General features: G+C 36.1%; 18 protein-coding genes. 8 read left to right on the plus strand and 10 right to left on the minus strand.

What is annotated here, in order from left to right:
• The coding region (locus GA0061081_RS11105; RefSeq protein ID WP_167349337.1) for a hypothetical protein at window positions 1–374 on the plus strand (374 nt) is incomplete at its 5' end.
• Between the two features lie 187 nt (window positions 375–561).
• Here GA0061081_RS11105 and rluB read toward each other — a convergent pair.
• From rluB to rnm, 3 genes are all read right to left on the minus strand, one after another.
• Complete coding sequence (rluB, locus tag GA0061081_RS08530; RefSeq protein ID WP_091349771.1) at window positions 562–1563, minus strand: 23S rRNA pseudouridine(2605) synthase RluB; 1002 nt, start codon at window positions 1561–1563, stop codon at window positions 562–564.
• Between the two features lie 81 nt (window positions 1564–1644).
• Window positions 1645–2265: an L-threonylcarbamoyladenylate synthase gene (locus GA0061081_RS08535; protein WP_091349774.1), complete on the minus strand. Its 621-nt coding sequence runs from the start codon at window positions 2263–2265 to the stop codon at window positions 1645–1647.
• 90 nt (window positions 2266–2355) lie between these two features.
• Window positions 2356–3240 (minus strand): RNase RNM, encoded by an 885-nt coding sequence (rnm, locus tag GA0061081_RS08540; protein ID WP_091349778.1) that lies wholly within the window; start codon window positions 3238–3240, stop codon window positions 2356–2358.
• 19 nt (window positions 3241–3259) lie between these two features.
• On the opposite strand from rnm, the gene rraB reads away from it, so the two are divergent.
• Complete coding sequence (gene rraB / locus GA0061081_RS08545) at window positions 3260–3655, plus strand: ribonuclease E inhibitor RraB (protein WP_091349781.1); 396 nt, start codon at window positions 3260–3262, stop codon at window positions 3653–3655.
• A 216-nt stretch (window positions 3656–3871) separates the two neighbouring features.
• Here the strand turns inward: rraB and kdsA are convergent, their stop codons facing one another.
• The 3 genes from kdsA to prfA are packed head-to-tail and all read right to left on the minus strand — an operon-like array spanning window position 3872 to window position 6661.
• Entirely contained in the window at window positions 3872–4726 is an 855-nt protein-coding gene (gene kdsA / locus GA0061081_RS08550) for a 3-deoxy-8-phosphooctulonate synthase (protein WP_091349785.1), read from the minus strand.
• 16 nt (window positions 4727–4742) lie between these two features.
• Window positions 4743–5579, minus strand: a complete 837-nt coding sequence (gene prmC, locus GA0061081_RS08555; RefSeq protein ID WP_091349787.1) for a peptide chain release factor N(5)-glutamine methyltransferase — start codon at window positions 5577–5579, stop codon at window positions 4743–4745.
• A complete protein-coding gene (gene prfA, locus GA0061081_RS08560; RefSeq protein WP_091349790.1) occupies window positions 5576–6661 on the minus strand; it encodes a peptide chain release factor 1 in 1086 nt (361 codons plus the stop codon). Before prfA ends, prmC begins: the two co-directional genes overlap by 4 nt.
• A gap of 308 nt (window positions 6662–6969) precedes the next feature.
• Here prfA and manA point away from each other — a divergent pair, with 308 nt between their 5' ends.
• Window positions 6970–8157 carry a mannose-6-phosphate isomerase, class I gene (gene manA / locus GA0061081_RS08565; RefSeq protein WP_091349793.1) on the plus strand — a complete coding sequence of 396 codons (1188 nt, stop codon included), beginning with the start codon at window positions 6970–6972 and terminating at the stop codon, window positions 8155–8157.
• 91 nt (window positions 8158–8248) lie between these two features.
• Complete coding sequence (locus GA0061081_RS08570) at window positions 8249–8995, plus strand: GntR family transcriptional regulator (protein ID WP_202983818.1); 747 nt, start codon at window positions 8249–8251, stop codon at window positions 8993–8995.
• A gap of 94 nt (window positions 8996–9089) precedes the next feature.
• On the opposite strand, the gene deoC is transcribed toward GA0061081_RS08570, so the two are convergent.
• A complete protein-coding gene (gene deoC, locus GA0061081_RS08575) occupies window positions 9090–9800 on the minus strand; it encodes a deoxyribose-phosphate aldolase (RefSeq protein ID WP_091349796.1) in 711 nt (236 codons plus the stop codon).
• Window positions 9801–9985: 185 nt separating this feature from the next.
• Here deoC and GA0061081_RS08580 point away from each other — a divergent pair, with 185 nt between their 5' ends.
• Genes GA0061081_RS08580 through GA0061081_RS08595 form a run of 4 tightly spaced genes read left to right on the plus strand, consistent with a single transcriptional unit; the run spans window position 9986 to window position 12621 of the window.
• Entirely contained in the window at window positions 9986–10405 is a 420-nt protein-coding gene (locus GA0061081_RS08580; RefSeq protein ID WP_091349799.1) for a PTS sugar transporter subunit IIA, read from the plus strand.
• 27 nt (window positions 10406–10432) lie between these two features.
• Window positions 10433–10924 (plus strand): PTS sugar transporter subunit IIB, encoded by a 492-nt coding sequence (locus GA0061081_RS08585; protein ID WP_091349803.1) that lies wholly within the window; start codon window positions 10433–10435, stop codon window positions 10922–10924.
• A gap of 24 nt (window positions 10925–10948) precedes the next feature.
• Window positions 10949–11779: a PTS mannose/fructose/sorbose/N-acetylgalactosamine transporter subunit IIC gene (locus tag GA0061081_RS08590; protein ID WP_091349806.1), complete on the plus strand. Its 831-nt coding sequence runs from the start codon at window positions 10949–10951 to the stop codon at window positions 11777–11779.
• Between the two features lie 14 nt (window positions 11780–11793).
• Complete coding sequence (locus GA0061081_RS08595; RefSeq protein WP_091349810.1) at window positions 11794–12621, plus strand: PTS system mannose/fructose/sorbose family transporter subunit IID; 828 nt, start codon at window positions 11794–11796, stop codon at window positions 12619–12621.
• Between the two features lie 113 nt (window positions 12622–12734).
• Here GA0061081_RS08595 and lpdA read toward each other — a convergent pair whose 3' ends face one another.
• From lpdA to aceE, 3 genes are read right to left on the minus strand one after another with little or no spacing between them, the layout of a single operon-like run.
• Complete coding sequence (gene lpdA / locus GA0061081_RS08600; RefSeq protein WP_091349814.1) at window positions 12735–14159, minus strand: dihydrolipoyl dehydrogenase; 1425 nt, start codon at window positions 14157–14159, stop codon at window positions 12735–12737.
• A 16-nt stretch (window positions 14160–14175) separates the two neighbouring features.
• Window positions 14176–15762 (minus strand): pyruvate dehydrogenase complex dihydrolipoyllysine-residue acetyltransferase, encoded by a 1587-nt coding sequence (gene aceF / locus GA0061081_RS08605; protein WP_091349817.1) that lies wholly within the window; start codon window positions 15760–15762, stop codon window positions 14176–14178.
• A 12-nt stretch (window positions 15763–15774) separates the two neighbouring features.
• Window positions 15775–18441, minus strand: coding sequence for a pyruvate dehydrogenase (acetyl-transferring), homodimeric type (gene aceE, locus GA0061081_RS08610; protein ID WP_091349820.1), 2667 nt, complete (start codon window positions 18439–18441; stop codon window positions 15775–15777).
• Between the last annotated feature and the right edge of the window lie 313 nt (window positions 18442–18754).

Consider the following 18754-nt stretch of genomic DNA (forward strand, 5'->3'; position numbering starts at 1 on the left):
TAGCTGCATGTAACGCCAAAAGTGGGCATTATCATGTAAGCCACTCAAATGAAATAAGTAATGCGCCGTTTGACAGTGGTACTGGGTATACTAGATATACACGTGAAATAGGTTCATTATTTAGTGAATGGAGTGATGTAGTTCAAAGTGCTTATCCCGGATCTTTTGGGCCAGATCTTGAGAAGCAAAAAGGAGTAGCTATGAGAAGGTATTATGTATGGGATATAAATGAAAAAAAATATTGTGATGTACACGCTCACAATAGTAAATACCATTGCCGTAGTGAACATGAAGAGAAAAATGCCGTATGTGCCTCTACTCCTAAACAAAAAAATATTAGCTACGTTCTTATCCGTCGTCCACGTATGAATTAAAGGTGACAGTTAATTCTGTCACCAAATTCAATAATAAACTAACCGATCACTCTTTTCCTGTTTTGAGTGAATTGTTCCTTTTCCAAAAACAGATCAGAAAACATATTGATTTTATTTAAGTTTTTAATTGGTGTTTTGGCTGTTCTTCCCCCTTAAATAAAGTGTATTATTTAAGGGTATATAGAGTTTATTTTTTTGTTGTCCCTTGACGTGGTGAGCGCGATATTTTTGATAAATTGGTTAATTTAGCTCGTTTGGGTTTGATAATTCGTCTATCTGAAGCAGAATGAGTGGTAAAGCTCTTGACTTCTTGTGGTAGACCGACAAGTTCTCGTAAATAATTTACTGAATTAATGCCTAATTCCATCCATGTTCCACGCGATAATCCTTTAGGTAAAGTGATATTACCGTAGCGGATTCGTAATAATCGGCTAACTTGCACTTCTACCGCTTCCCACATACGACGAACCTCTCGATTACGGCCTTCGGTTATCACAACATTAAACCATTGATTAATTCCATCGCCACCTTGTACTTTTATCGATTTAAATGATGCTGGACCATCCTCTAACTGTACACCTTTACGTAACTGAAATATCTGCTGATCGGTAATTTTACCGAATACACGCACGGCATATTCGCGTTCAATTTCGTGGCGTGGGTGCATTAGGCGATTTGCAAGTTCACCATCTGTGGTAAACAATAATAAACCTGATGTATTGATATCAAGCCGCCCAATATTAATCCAGCGTGCATTTTTTAAACGGGGTAAACGTTCAAAAACAGTTGCTCGTCCTTGAGGATCATTGCGCGAACAAATTTCACCTTCAGGTTTATAATAAGCAAGCACTCGGCAAACTTCTTTTTCTTTGCTTCTAAGTGGAACTAAATGACCATTGATGCGAACTTTAGGACTGGCATTAACGTCAACCCGATCACCTAATATGGCAATCTTACCATCGACACTGATTTTACCAGCTATAATCATCGCTTCAATTTCGCGACGTGAACCATGTCCTAAATTAGCTAATACTTTTTGTAACTTTTCTGTGTTGTCATGTGCCGATGTTTTACGTTTTGCTGTTGATGCAATTGGCTTTTTCGGTTTTTCATTGGCTTTGTTTTCTTTAGCCTTAAGGTTACTGTTTTTTTTGGAAAATTGTGGTAATGCAGATCTGCTATTTTTCATATTATCCTCGCTGTTACCTTCTCAGGTATCATTTTTTCTATTCACTTTATTGTCTGAATGTTGACAATAAAAAACGGTCATTTATTCGAATGGTTTAGTATCTCCACTTCCTTGACGAATAATTTCTGGATAGCTATTAGTTAAATCAATCACAGTAGTGGGTTGTTCACCAATATAGCCTCCATGCACAATCGCATCAAGCTGGTGTCCTATTCTATCTTCTATTTCGTCGGGATCGGATTGCGCTTGGTCATCATTAGGTAAAATTAACGTCGCGGTCATTAATGGTTGCCCTAATAATTCAAGTAGGGCTAAATCAATTTTATTATCTGGTACACGTAATCCAATGGTTTTACGTTTTTCGTTCATTAATCGACGTGGAACCTCTTTACTCGATTGTAAAATAAAGACATATTTGCCCGGTGTATTATTTTTTAATAATCGAAAAGTCGTATTATCAACAAAAGCATAGCAAGATAGCTCAGAAAGATCACGGCACATTAATGTAAAATTGTGATGTTTATCCAACTGACGAATTTGGCAGATGCGATCAACACCATGTTTGTTATCCAGTAAGCACCCTAATGAATAGCCTGAATCGGTCGGAAAAGCGATAACACCGCCATCATTTAATATTTTAACAACTTGATCTAATAATCGGGTTTGAGGATTATCTGGGTGAATATAAAAAATTTGGCTCATAATTTATTCTATATCAATTTTTAGTGTTTAGTTCAATGCCATCAATATTTAGGCAAAACGTCAATATAAAGTCATTTAGTCTTAATTTATTTAGCGTTTCCAATTATGCCAAATTGGCGTAACACTACCTGGCAATGGCATTGTTTTGCCTAAATCCAAATAATTAACTAAATCATGAAAATCCGAACCTTGCGATGCTAACATGTCAAATTCATTGGCTAATTTAGCTAGTTGATGTAAATCATCTTGCGTTTGCCTGCTTTGCGAAACCTCAATTGCATCACCACCACAGTCTTTGAATTCACTCAGTAACAATTTCAATTTAGTTAAGGTTAGATCATAACGACTTGGATGCGCAAGCACCGCTTGCCCTCCTGCCATGTGAATGTTATTAACCGCATCAGCGATACTACACCATGTTGGAGGCACATAAGCATATCCCCCTTTACCTAGGTATTTTTTAAATGCGCGTTTGATGTCCTTAACATAACCTTTAGCAACTAAAAATCTTGCAAAATGAGCTCGCGAAACAATGTCTCCTTTCGCAAATTGTTGCGCTTGTTGATAAGCATTTTCAATACTAACCTTTGCCAATTTTTGGCTTATTGCCAACGCTCGATTAATTCGTCCTTGCTCTTGTGATGATAATAGTGTCAATAATTGAGGATGCTCAATATCAATATTGAGTCCCACAATATGGATTTCGTTATTTTTCCAAGCCGTTGATATTTCAACACCACAAACTAATTTAACAGGCAAATTTTCATTAGCAATTGTTTGTTGAGCTTCAGGTAAGCCTTTAACGGTGTCATGATCGGTAATAGCCAAAATATCGATTTGGCTATCCACCGCTCTTTTGACAAGATCGCTTGGCGTTAAAACACCATCTGATGCCGTAGTATGAGAATGTAAATCAACGATCACTTTTTTCTCGAAAATTATTTTGAAACGTGTAATATACCACACAATTTGCATGACCACTAAAAGGTATATTATGAAAGATCAAATTATTCTTGCTCAGCAAGATACTAACGCTATTATTCAAGAATTGTTAGAAGATGGTAGCGATCCTCATGCGCTTTATATTATTGAACATCATGTTTCATCGCAAGATTTTGATAAACTAGAAAAAATAGCAGTAGAAGCTTATAAGTTAGGCTATGAAGCAACCGATCCTGATGAAGATGTTGATGATGCTGGTAACGTTGTTATCGGTTTTGATATCATTGCCGAAAGTCCGCTTAATGCTGAATTAATCAATGCGCAAATTGCCGAAATCCTCACCCTTACTGTCCAATTTGGCGTCAATTATGATGGTTGGGGCACTTATTTTGAAGATGGAAGCGATGACGATTTTGATGAAGTTGAGCTAATGGAAACACTTCATTAAATATTATTAATTCTCTTTCTGATGCATTATTCTTATCAGGTAAAAAAATAAAAATATTTTATTTTTAACCTAAAGTTATTTCAGTTCTTCTATACAATTAGCATTTTCTAGTTTGCTGATATAACAAATAAAAAAGAGAAATGATTCACATTTCTCTTTTTTATTAATATATTTATTTACCATCAAATCAAATAACTTTTAAGAAAACATTTAAAGTTAATTTTCTGTATCAATCTCATCAAAACTTTTTACTAACTCATCAATAGCTTTCATCTGTTTTAAGAAAGGCTCTAGTTTATTAAGTGGTAACGCGGATGGTCCATCACATTTTGCATGACTCGGATCCGGGTGTGATTCTAAAAATAGTCCAGCAATACCAACAGCCATACCAGAACGAGCCAGTTCAGTTACTTGACCACGACGCCCGCCAGATGCTGCTCCCATTGGATCACGACATTGCAGCGCATGAGTAACATCAAAAATAACTGGTGAGCCTTTGCTTGCTTTTTTCATAATGTTAAAACCAAGCATATCAACCACCAAGTTGTCATAACCAAAACAACTACCGCGATCACAAAGGATAACTTGGTTATTACCAGCTTCTTCAAATTTCTCAACAATGTTACCCATTTGCCCAGGACTGACAAATTGTGGTTTTTTGACATTAATAACTGCACCTGTTTTCGCCATTGCAACAACTAGATCAGTTTGCCTTGCTAAAAAAGCCGGTAATTGAATCACATCAACCACATCAGCAACCGGTTGACATTGCGCTTCAGTATGGACATCAGTAATAATTTTAATGTCAAACTGCTGTTTAAGCTCTTGGAAGATTTTAAGCCCTTCTTCTAAACCTGGTCCACGATAAGAATGTATTGAAGAGCGATTCGCTTTATCAAAAGACGCTTTAAAAATATAAGGAATATTCAGCTTATCAGTGACAGTGACATAATGCTCACAGATTTTCATTGCTAAATCACGAGATTCAAGTACATTCATACCACCAAATAGTACAAAGGGTAGATCATTGGCAACAGTAATGTCACCAACGTTTACTTTTTTTTGCTGCATAATAAAATTTTCCTAGTTAAGGTTTAAACCAGCGACCCAGTGTAACTCTATCATTACCACTATAGTCGGTGAAGGTTTCTACTAATTGAAATCCGTGTTGTTTAAAAATGGTTTGCACTACCTCGCCTTGTTTCCAACCATGTTCTATCAGTAACCAACCATATTGGTTTAAATGCTTAGTTGCACCTTGTACAATAAGTTTGATATCAGCTAAACCATCATCTTCAGAAACGAGTGCGCTTCTAGGTTCATAACGCACATCACCTTGTGATAAGTGAATATCTGTTGGTTCAATGTAAGGAGGATTACTAACAATCATTGAAAACTTGCGGTTTTTTATTGGTTTATACCAATCTCCTTGTAAAAAATAAACATTATTTACTCCAATTTGAGCTGCATTTTGCTGAGCTAAAATTAATGCATCTTTATTCTTTTCAATTGCAGTAAATAAACAGTCTTGACGCTCAGTTGCCATAGCGATAACTATCGCACCGGTCCCCGTACCAAGATCCAATACTTCACAGGGCACTTTAGGTAGATACTCTAAACCTAATTCGACTAATTTTTCGGTATCAGGTCTAGGGATTAACGTAGCGTTAGAAACATTAAACTTTAAAGACCAAAATTCTTTTTCGCCAGTAATATAAGCGATAGGTTCACCGTTTTGCCGGCGTTTTAAACATTCAGATAAAACAATCAACTCATCATCCGTAAGCAATGTTTCGCTAAATGCCATTAAAAAGGTTCGCGTTCTTTGCGTAACAAAACTCAGTAAAATCTCGGCATCACGCTTTGGGCTTTCACTATCTGTTAACGTTTGAGATGCGCACTTAAGCCATTGTAAGTAAGTCATTCATCTTGTTCCGATAAAGCGGCTAGTTGATCTGCTTGATATTCTTGTACAATTGGATCGATTAGCATCTCTAACTTCCCTGCCATCACTTCGTCTAAACGATAAAGCGTTAGGTTAATTCGATGATCAGTAACTCGACCTTGTGGATAGTTATATGTTCTAATTCTATCTGAACGATCACCCGATCCTAATAAATTACGTCTTGTTGAAGCTTCTTCTTGTTGACGTTTGCGCAACTCCGCATCTTGAATACGTGCAGCCAATACCGACATCGCTTTGGCTCTATTTTTATGTTGTGAGCGCTCATCTTGACACTCAACCACAATACCAGTCGGTAGATGGGTAATACGAATGGCAGAATCGGTAGTATTAACATGCTGACCACCGGCACCAGATGAACGATAAGTATCAATTTTTAAATCAGCAGGATTAATTTCGGGCATTTCAGCCTCAGGCACTTCGGGTAAAACAGCAACAGTACAGGCTGAAGTATGAATACGACCTTGCGATTCTGTTTCTGGAACACGTTGAACACGATGCCCACCCGATTCAAACTTCAAATGACCATAAACACCATCGCCACTGACTAACATAATCACTTCTTTATAGCCACCATGCTCACCATCACTTGCGCTCATAATTTCAACTCGCCAATTGCGTGATTCAGCATAGCGTGTATACATTCGGGCTAAGTCACCAGCAAATATAGCTGCTTCATCGCCACCTGTTCCCGCTCTCACTTCGACAAAACAGTTATATTCGTCATTAGGATCTTTAGGAAGTAATAGCACTTGTAATTGCTTTTCTTGCTCTTCAATTCGGCTTAATGCTTCGTTTAATTCCTCTTGCGCCATTTCGCTCATTTCAGGATCGGATAGCATTACTTTAGCTGTCTCAATATCCGCTTGAGTTTGCTTCCAATCGGTAAAACACTTAACAACACCAGTTAACTGTGAATACTCTTTAGACAGTGTACGAAAGCGATTTTGATCGGCGATAACCGAAGCATCAGACAATAATGCTTGAACCTCTTCATAACGCTCTTGCAGCGCTTCTAACTTACTGATAATTGAAGATTTCATAAAAATATATTTTTATAGAGATTAGTTGAATTTGCTAGGCATTATATACTTAATTGCCTTGAAAATACAGTTTCGGATTATCGCCAAAGTCATCTCCGATCATAGTATAAGCAATCAATAATAAAGCAATTGAATAAAATGAAAATAATAGCGCAGTTAAAATAGATATCACTTGGAATAAATTTAATTTAAGCTACTATTTAACAATACATATTGAACTTGAATCAACTTATATTAAGAGTATAGTTAAACTATTGAATAAAAAATAAATTAACCTTGCAAAATAAATGTAGAGGGGGGGAATAAAGATGAAGCAAACGATATGGAAACTTGAAAATAAAATCAAAGACTATGATTGGGGAAGTATCGAAAATATACCAAAATTATTTGGTTTTAAAAATCCATCCCAAAAACCCATAGCAGAAATCTGGATGGGAGATCATCCTTTAGGGTGTTCATTAGCTATTAATAAACATAATCAAAAAATCAGACTTGATGATCTTATTAAAAACCATCCTTTAGAAATATTAGGAACAAGAACCTTTAAGCAATTTGCTGCTTTGCCTTATTTATTTAAAGTGCTTTCCGCAAATAAAGCACTATCCATCCAAGTACATCCAACTAAAATAAATGCACAACAAGGTTTTGCAAGAGAAAACCAACTAGGCATTGCCTTAGATGATCCAAGGCGCAATTATAAAGATCCAAATCATAAGCCAGAACTAATTTATGCCTTAACACCATTTAAAGCTATGCGATCTTTTCGACCGATTCATGAAATTTTAGAGTTATTTTCTAAAATCAATCTTTTTTCTTTGAATAAAGAGATTGATCAATTACAAAAAAATCCGAACAAACAGCAGTTAAGACAGTTTTTTCATGCATTACTAACACTACCACCAGAAAAAAAGCATCAAGGAATTAATCAATTATTAGAAAGTATTGAACCGTTCTGTGATGAGCCTTATTTAACAATTAAAACGCTAGCCAAAGATTATCCAAATGATATTGGGCTCTTTATGCCTTTAATTTTAAACATTATTGAATTGCAGCCCTCACAAGCAATGTTTTTAAGTGCCGAAACACCCCACGCTTACTTAAGTGGCACTGGGCTTGAGGTTATGGCAAATTCTGATAATGTGTTAAGAGCTGGATTAACCAATAAGCACTTAGACATTGATGAGCTATTAAAAAATACTCAATTTAAAAGTCTAACTTTGAATGAATTATTAACCCAACCTATTACCCAACAAAATAAAATTGATTATCCAGTTCCTGTTGATGATTTTAAATTTGAAATAATTAAAAGCGATAATCAACAAAGAGTTGAAAAAGTAAACAGTCCACAAATTCTATTTTGTATTATAGGAAATATCACACTAAAAACAAAATTTGATACTTTAACCCTAACTAAAGGAGAATCCGCTTTTATTGCTTACGAAGCTCAATGCTATCATTATCAAGGAGAGGGAGTATTGGCAAAAGTTTTTAATTAAATTATAACCAATAAAATATAACTAATTAATTTTAATTAATATTAATGTTTTACATAACAAAAACAATATATTAATATGTGTTAAGATATTAATGCATATTGTTGTCATCATGAACCCTAAAAATAAAATTCCACGCCATCTTTTTATCCAACAAGATTTATTGAAAAAAATTCAGTCAGGAGAGTATGCTCAAGGTCAATTAATTCCAAAAGAAACTGAATTGACCAAAATTTATAAAGTTAGTAGACCGACCGTACGTCAAGCAATTCAATATTTGGCCAATGATGGTTACCTAGAACGTAGAAAACGCCGAGGAACCATAGTTAAACAACAGAAAATAAATCAAGAGTTTACTCATATTATTGAAAGCTATGATTCGGAAATGAATAGAAAAGGTCTTCACCCTAGAACACAAGTTCTTACATTCAAAATTGATAAAGCAACTAATGATATAGCAAACCATTTAGAAATCAATGAACAAGATGAAATTTATAAATTAGTCCGTTTACGTTATGCAGAAAATAAACCGATAGTATTAGTCACTACTTATTTACCATTAAAACTTTTACCTGACTTTTTGAATAATGACTTTGAACAAGAAAAGCTATATTCCGTACTGCAAAAGATGAATTTTCCGGTATTGCAAATACGTAGAAAACTAGATGTTGTCAAAGCAGATGAAACAACAAGTGATTTATTAGATATTGAAGAAGGAAACCCTATTTTTTATTTTCATTCAATTGGTTATACACATAACAGAATACCAATTGAATACTCGATTTCTAAATATCGTGGAGATATCAATTCATTTATTTTTGAATTAAATCATTCAGCTTAAATTATTAGAACCACTAATAAGTAAATTAACAATAAAAATACCCACTTATTAGTGGGTATTTTTAGGTTTAAATATCTGTTTAGGTATAAATTAATTAAATTTCAATAAAGTCTTTTTGGCTATTTTTTAATTCTTGTTTTAACTCTTCAATAATGGCAATACCCGCACTTGTACCAATTCGCTCGGCACCCGCTGCAATCATTTTTTTAAATGTTTCAGCATTACGTATTCCGCCAGCTGCTTTTACTTTAACAATATCACCAACATGTTTTTTCATCAATTCAACATCGGCAAGTGTTGCACCTGAAGGTCCAAATCCTGTCGATGTTTTGATAAAGTCAGGTCTAACTTGAACAGCAATTTTACACAGTGTTATTTTTTCTTCTTCTGTTAGATAACAGTTTTCAAAAATGACTTTCGAAATAACATTGTGTTTACGACATATACTGACAATTTGTGTCATTTCATTTTTAATATATTCCAGATTTTTAGCCTTTAATTCAGAGATATTAATCACATAATCGATTTCGGTTGCTCCATTTTCTATCGCATTTTGCGTTTCAAAGCATTTTGACTCAATAGTTGTTTGTCCAAGCGGAAAAGCAATTGCAGCGCCTATGTCCACTTTAGTATCTTTTAATAACTCTGCACATAATTTCGATTGAACCTGATTAATCGCTACCATTTTAAAGTTATAGTCACTTGCTTCTTTACAAAGTTTTTCCATCATGGTGGTAGTTGCATCCGGCTTTAAATTTGTGTGATCAATAAATTTGCTTAACTCTAGTAAAGAATAACTTTTCATAATTCCTCTCCAACTTAAATATGTATTTACATTATATTAAAAACAATAAAAACATTGTCAATGAGGTTTCCTTTAAAATCGTGACATACTTCTCAATTAATGAAAAATACAACTCAATCCATTTGTTTTAGCCAAAAAATATGTAAACATATATTTAAACAATAACCACAAGGAGTACTATCATAATGAAAATAGTTATAACTTCACATGGTGATTTGTGTGAGGGGATTTTGACAAGTTATAAAATGATTGCAGGCGATACATCAAAATTCATTGCAGTCAAGCTTGATGAAAACGGAATTGGTGATTTTTCATTTAGATTAACGAAAGTTCTTGATGAACAGATAAACGATAATAAAACAGTGATCGTCTTAAGTGACATAATGGGAGGTACACCTTACAACGAAACATTACGTTACATGCTTGCTCATCCCGATAAAGTTTTTTTATTTGCTGGATTAAATTTGCCAATGCTAATCCAAGCAGGCACTTCATTAGAAGAATCCAATATACCAAATCTGCTTAATTCAATTTTAGAAGCTGGTCAAACTTCGGTTTTATTGGCTCCATCAACAATAAGCAATAATGAAGACATAGATTTTTAATAAGTTATACGATAGGAGTAAAGATTTATGGCAATTACATTAACCAGAGTAGATGATCGTGTCATTCACGGTCAAATAATGACACGTTGGACAAAAGTCAGACCCGTCGATGGAATACTTGTTGTAGGCGACAATATTGCCTCGGATGAATTACGAAAACGTGTATTAAAAGCAGCTGCAGGCACACTAAAAATTGGAATTTATACAGTTGAACAAGGTGTTGATAAAATAAAACAAGGTATGGAATCAACTAAAAACTTTTTTTTAATCAGTGATTCCCCACAAACATTTGAAAAACTACTTAGAGCTGGAGCTAAACTGAATCCAACATTAAATATAGGATGTATGAATACTCGGGCAGGAGCAAAAGTATTAGGAAGGACCGTCGCTATTGATGAAAATGACTATAAAGCTTTTGAATATATTGAAGCTCAAGGTATTAAGATTGAATTTCAACTTTTACCAGACGATGAGCCTAAAACTTGGTCAATTATGAAAAAGAAATATGACACTTTATAGATCTCATTCATTGAGGAGAATATTATGGAGACAACACTATTTATTCCAGCCTTACTCACAGGAGTATTCTGTTACTTAGGCGCCATAGAATCACCTTGGTTATTTGGTATGTCAGGCGGTTTTTATATTGTAGGTAGGCCGTTAGTTGCAGGGTTATTAGTTGGATTTGCTTTTGGCGATGTACAAGCGGGTGTTTTGTGTGGCTTAGCTGTTCAAGCTGTTTTTATCGCTAACTTATCAACAGGAGGAGCAACTAATAGTGAGATCACTTATGCTGCTTATGGAGGTATTGGTTTAGCTTTAGCAACAACAAAAGAACCCGCTGTAGCAGTAACATTATCAGTATTATTAGGGCAAACTTTTGGTTTAATATTTTACAACACTCGAATGGCACTTTATTCATTCTGGAATAATAAAGCACAACAAGCTGCAGAACATAATAATACTCGAGGTATTATTTTAAATCATTTATTTTACCCCCAAATAACAACATTTTTATTACGAGCAGTCCCTGTTTTCTTAGCTATTTTCTATGGTTCAGGTCTAGTCGATTGGTTATTAAGTAATGTCCCTGAAGTCATCACAAAAATTATTTCTGTTTTAGGTGGTGTCTTACCAGCGCTTGGTATTGCCATGTTAATGAATATCGTTATTAAGTCAAAAATTCAGCTTATATTCTTTTTTGCCGGTTTTGTTTTATTGGCTTTTGCCGGTTTAAGTATGATCGCGTTGGTGTTTATTTCAGCTTTAGTTGCTTATCTATATTATATGGCAATTAATAAACCAGCATCTTCCGCTGTCAAAGAACCTAATAACTCAAATTCAAATATTTTTGAAGATGATGATCTATTTTGATAGGAGAACTAAAAATGGATAAAAAAATGAATAGCCAATCAAAATTAACCAGAAAAGAATTACGTCAAATTTGGTATCGATGGGGATTTACACATTTATCATCTATGAGCTATGAAAAATTACAAGCACATGCTTGGGCATTTTCTTATATCCCATTTGCTGAAAAATATTACAAAAATGATCCAGAAGCAAAACGTCGATTATTAACAAGACATTCGATGTTTTACAATACAGAACCACAAACAGGTCAAATCATAAATGGTATTGTTGCTTCAATGGAAGAAGAGATAGCATTAGGTAATAATGTGCCAGAAGAATTGCCGGTGAATATCAAAGCAACATTAATGGGTCCATTAGCTGGTATAGGCGATTCTTTAATTCAAGGCATTATCGTTCCTATCTTGTTATCAATTGCAATGGGAATGGCAGCGGGAGGAAATGCCATTGGTCCAATCTTTTATATTTTATCTTATGGTATTTTGGGTCCTTTAATTTCTTATATAAGCTTTCATTATGGCTATAAACTTGGTGTAAATGCCATTGATAATATTATTGGCGATAATGTAAAACGAATTACCGATGCTTTTAATATTCTAGGAATTATGGTGGTTGGAGGACTTGCTGCTGGTAATATCGTGCTAAATTCGCAATTGGAAATTCCAATGGGTGATAGCATGCGTTCGTTACAAAGTGTACTTGATGGTATATTCCCGAAAATACTACCTTTGACTATGGTTTTACTTGCTTGGTGGTTAGTGTCTGCAAAACAAATGACAGCCACAAAAGTCATCTTAATTCTGACTGCAATTACTTCGCTCGGTGTAATTATTGGTATATTTTAATCTACACAAAGACCTTAAACTGCTCAGTAATTAAATATAAAAGTCAGAAAAATAAAAATGCCGTTAGTTTGAGCTAACGGCATTTTATTAAGTAAATAAATGACTTGTTGTCACTATTTTTTCTTTGCCTTGGCATTAGGTAAATCGGTGACTGAGCCTTCATAAATTTCAGAAGCTAAGCCGATTGATTCATGTAATGTTGGGTGAGCATGGATAGTTAATGCAATATCTTCTGCATCACAGCCCATTTCAACAGCTAAAGTGATTTCACCTAGTAATTCACCGCCATTCACACCAACAACCGCACCACCTAACAAGCGATTATCTGCTTTATTGAAGATCAGTTTTGTCATCCCTTCTGAACAATCTGAAGCAATAGCACGCCCTGATGCAGCCCATGGGAAGATTGACACTTCATAATCAATGCCTTTTTCTTTCGCTTCTTTTTCAGTTAAGCCCACCCAAGCCACTTCCGGTTCAGTATAGGCAATAGAAGGAATAGTTTTTGGATCGAAGAAGTGTTTTTTACCAGCAATGACTTCTGCTGCCACATGCCCTTCGTGTACGCCTTTGTGCGCAAGCATTGGTTGCCCCACAATATCACCAATAGCATAAATGTGTGGTACGTTGGTACGCATCTGTTTATCCACTTCGATAAAGCCACGATCTGTGACGTTAACGCCAGCTTTTTCTGCACCAATTAACTTACCATTTGGCGTACGGCCAATCGCCACTAATACCGCATCATAAGTATGGGTTTCGGTGCTGCCGTCTTTCTTTTCCATGGTGACGTAAATTGCATCATGTTTGGCTTCAACGGTGGTCACTTTGGTTTCAAGTCGTAAAGTGAATTTCTTTTGGATCTGCTTAGTAAAGACTTTAATCACATCTTTATCAGCAGCTGGGATCACTTGGTCAAACATTTCAACCACATCCACTTCTGAACCTAATGCATGGTATACAGTACCCATTTCAAGACCAATAATTCCACCACCCATTAATAATAATTTTTTAGGAATGGTGGTTAGCGCTAAGGCATCTGTTGAATCCCAAATACGCGGATCATCATGTGGAATAAAAGGTAACTTAATTGGACGAGAACCCGCTGCAATAATGGCATTATCAAAGGTAATTTTAGTGATGCCTTTTGATGAAGTCACATCCATAGTATGGCTACCAGTAAACTGCGCTTCACCTTGAATCACATTGACTTTGCGCATTTTTGCCATGCCAGCAAGCCCATTAGTCAGCTGACTAATGACTTTTTCTTTCCAGCCACGCACTTTGTCTAATTCAAGTCTCGGCGTACCAAAATGGATACCATGTTCAGTTAATGATTTTGCTTCATCCATTACTTTTGCAACATGTAGTAATGCTTTTGATGGAATACAACCTACATTTAAACAGACACCACCAAGTGTTGAATAACGTTCAACAAGGGTAACATCTAGTCCAAGGTCTGCCGCGCGGAACGCAGCGGAATAACCCGCTGGTCCAGCCCCTAAAACCACAACTTGCGTTTTAACATCTTGACTCATAATTTGATCTCCTTAATTACATCACTAAACGACGTAAGTCGGATAAGACGTTAACAATATGGCTTAAGAAGCGCGCACCATCCGCACCATCAATCACTCGGTGATCAAAGGATAATGATAAAGGTAACATTAAGCGTGGTGTAAACTCTTTACCATTCCAAACTGGTTTCATGCTAGAACGAGATACACCTAAAATACCCACTTCTGGCGCATTAACAATTGGTGTAAACGAGGTTGTACCAATACCACCAAGGCTAGAAATAGTGAAACAGCCACCTTGCATATCGCTACCAGTCAATTTACCTTCGCGCGCTTTTTTAGAAATTGCCGCAAGTTCTCGAGAAAGTTCAACAATACCTTTTTTATCAACATCTTTAAACACTGGCACAACAAGACCATTTGGTGTATCAACAGCAACACCAATATTAATGTATTTTTTGATGATTAGCGTTTGAGCATCTTCAGATAATGAGCTATTAAAGCGCGGATACGCTGCTAATGCGCTAGCTACCGCTTTCATGATAAACACTAAAGGTGTGATCTTAAGATCGAGCTTCTTCTTATCAGCTTCTGCATTTTGTTGCTTACGGAATGCTTCTAAATCAGTAATATCAGTTTCATCAAACTCGGTCACATGTGGGATCATGACCCAGTTACGGTGTAAATTTGCACCTGATACTTTTTGAATTTTAGTTAATGGTAGGCTTTCAACTTCACCAAATTTGCTGAAATCAACTTTCGGCCATGGTAATAAACCTGGCAATGCACTACCTGCAGCACCACTTTCAACTTGCTTAACTGCATTTTTAACGTACGCTTGAATGTCTTCACGTAAAATACGGTTTTTAGGACCTGTCGCGGTAACTTTAGCGAGATTTACGCCAAATTCACGCGCTAAACGGCGCACTGATGGTGTTGCGTGTGCATAAGCATCATTTTCAACAAAGTCATTACCTGATGCTACAGGCGCTGATTTTGTGGTAGCAGGTGCAGGTGCTGATGCGGCTTTTTCAGCAACAGGTGCTGAAGCTGCTGGCGCTGTTTGGGTAGCAGGCGCTGCACTAGTTGTGGTTTCAAATTCCATAATTTTGGAACCTGTTTTCACTTTATCACCCACTTTTACTGTGATACTTTTAACTGTGCCAGCAATGCTTGCTGGTACTTCCATTGACGCTTTATCACCTTCAACGGTAATTAACGAGTCATCAACAGATATAGTATCGCCAACTTTTACTAAAAGTTCGGTCACTTCAACTTCATCACCACCGATATCAGGTACATTGACATCAACAGTCTGACTTGTGGCAGCAGCCGTTGGTGCGACTTCAACTTTTGGTGCTTCTGGTGCTTGAGCTGCAGGCGCTGCACCACCTTGTTCATCAAATACCATAATGTCTACACCGGTTTGGACTTTATCGCCAATTTTTACCGAAATAGATTTAACAATACCTGCTTGTGGTGCTGGAATTTCCATTGATGCTTTATCACCTTCAACAGTCATAATTGACTGATCAGCTTCAACTTTGTCACCAACATTAACCAGAATTTCGGTCACTTCGACTTCATCACCGCCAATATCGGGTAATTTAATTTGAATACTCATTATAACAACCTCTTATGCAATTCGTGGATTAAGTTTATCAGCATTGATTTCGAATTTTTTAATCGCTTCTTCAACAACGCTAACTTCGATATCGCCACGTTTAGCAAGTTCACCCAATGCTGCAACTACAACATAAGATGCATCAACTTCAAAGTGATGGCGTAAATTTTCACGGCTATCACTGCGACCAAAGCCGTCAGTACCAAGCACTCGATAACTTTCAGCAGGTACAAATCCACGAATTTGCTCAGCAAAAATTTTCATATAATCAGTTGAAACTACTGCTGGATTGTTATTCATAATTTGTGCAACATAAGGCACTTTTGGTGTTTCACTCGGATGTAGCATATTGTATCGTTCACAGTCTTGTCCATCACGAGCAAGTTCAGTAAATGATGTTACGCTATAAACTTCAGAACTAATACCATAGTTTTTAGCTAAGATGTCAGCCGCATCACGTACATGACGTAAAATCGAACCAGAACCTAATAACTGAACAGTCGGTTTACCTTTTTGACCTTCAACAGTATCAAGTTTATAAATACCACGACGAATGCCTTCTTCTGCACCTTCTGGCATTGCAGGTTGTGCATAGTTTTCATTGAGTGTTGTAATATAGTAGTAAACGTTTTCTTGTTCGCCATACATACGACGTAAACCGTCTTGCATAATAACCGCAACTTCATAAGCATAAGCAGGATCATATGAGATACAGTTAGGTATGGTTAATGATTGAATGTGGCTATGACCATCTTGGTGTTGTAAGCCTTCACCATTTAATGTTGTACGACCAGATGTACCACCGATCATAAATCCGCGTGCTTGCTGATCGCCAGCTGCCCACATTAAATCGCCAATACGTTGGAAACCAAACATAGAATAGTAAATGTAGAATGGAATCATTGGGAAATCATTGGTACTATACGATGTTGCAGCAGCTAACCATGAAGCCGTTGCGCCACATTCATTAATCCCTTCTTGTAAAATTTGACCTTTTTCATCTTCACGATAATAAGCAACTTGCTCTTTATCTTGAGGCGTATATTGCTGTCCATGTGGGTTATAAATCCCAATTTGACGGAATAAGCCTTCCATACCAAAAGTACGCGCTTCATCAGCCAAAATTGGTACTAAGCGTGGTGCTAATTCTTTATCCTTAAGCATAATGTTAAGAGCACGGACAAACGCAATTGTTGTTGAGATTTCTTTTGATTGTGCTTCAAGTAGTGATGAGAATTCACTTAATGCTGGAATAGAAACAGTACCAGAGAATTTGGTTAATCTTGATGGAACATAGCCGTGTAATGCATTACGACGTTCATGAATATATTTGTATTCTGGCGTGTGCTCTTCAAATTTGATATAAGGTAATTTTTCAAGTGCTTCATCTGTTACAGGAATATTGAAGAAATCACGCACATGACGCACTCCATCCATATTCATTTTTTTCACTTGGTGAGCAATATTTTTCGCTTCAGCAGCAGCACCCATACCATAACCTTTAATGGTGTGAGCAAGAATAACAGTTGGGCGATCTTTGGTTTCTTTTGCACGCTGGAATGCAGCAAACATTTTAGCAGGATCTTGACCACCGCGATTTAATCTAAAGATTTCTTCATCAGACATATCTTTAACTAATTCAGCAGTTTCTGGATATTTGCCAAAGAAATGCTCACGTACATATGCACCATCTTTTGATTTTAATGTCTGATAATCGCCATCAAGTGTTTCATTCATTAGACGAATTAATTTACCTGATTTGTCTTTTTGTAGTAATTTATCCCAACGATCACCCCAAAGAACTTTAATCACATTCCAGCCTGCGCCAGCAAATACGCCTTCAAGTTCATTAATAATTTTACCATTACCGGTCACTGGACCATCTAATCGTTGTAAATTACAGTTGATAACAAATACCAAATTATCTAATTTTTCACGCGTTGCAACGGTGATTGCACCTTTTGATTCTGGTTCATCCATTTCACCATCACCTAAGAATGCATAGACTGTCTGTTCAGAAGTATCTTTCAACCCACGATTTTCTAAATATTTTAAAAAACGTGCTTGATAAATGGCACTAACAGGGCCAAGTCCCATTGAGACTGTTGGGAATTGCCAAAATTCAGGTAATAATTTAGGATGAGGGTAAGAAGGTAGTCCTTTACCATGTACTTCTTGGCGGAAATTATCAAGTTGTTCTTCGGTTAAACGACCTTCAATAAATGCGCGTGAATAAATACCTGGTGAAATATGTCCTTGGAAATAGACCAAATCGCCACCATCTTTTTCGTTACGTGCACGGAAAAAATGGTTAAAGCAAACTTCATAAAATGTTGCAGCAGACTGGAATGATGCCATATGACCGCCAAGCTCTAAATCTTTCTTTGACGCTCTTAGTACCATCATAATTGCATTCCAGCGAACAATTGAACGAATGCGGCGTTCTATTTCCCAATCGCCAGGATAAGCAGGTTGTTCTTCTACTGGGATAGTATTGACATAATTACTTGTTGAAGAACCAAAAAGTAGTGGCACACCGCCATCTTTTGCTTTGTTGACTATTTGCTCAATAATATATTGTGCACGTTCTATACCTTCTTCGCGAATAATTGAATCAAGACTCTTGAGCCAATCTTGTGTTTCAATGGGATCGATATCATTCACTTGCATATCCGACATATAAAAACCTCTTTTTTGTTTAAAAAAATGCAGTATTTGCTATCCTTAGCTATAACTAACTATATAAATTACAACTCTGCATTATGGAGTTTCATTTGCATCAGTCTGCCATTTTCATAAAAAAAGTAAAGCAAACCAAAGCTTAGAAAAGCATGTTAATTCCTATCAAATTAATCAACTATTTCAATGATAACATTGAAAACAATGTTAGTGGCTTGATAAAAAGGAAATTTTACTAATAAATAAATACAAAAAAATAGATAGTATGTCTATACCGAAGTCATCTATAAGTTGTCAAATTATAGTAAAATTT

This window comes from Gilliamella bombicola, assembly GCF_900094945.1.
Lineage (GTDB): Bacteria > Pseudomonadota > Gammaproteobacteria > Enterobacterales > Orbaceae > Gilliamella > Gilliamella bombicola.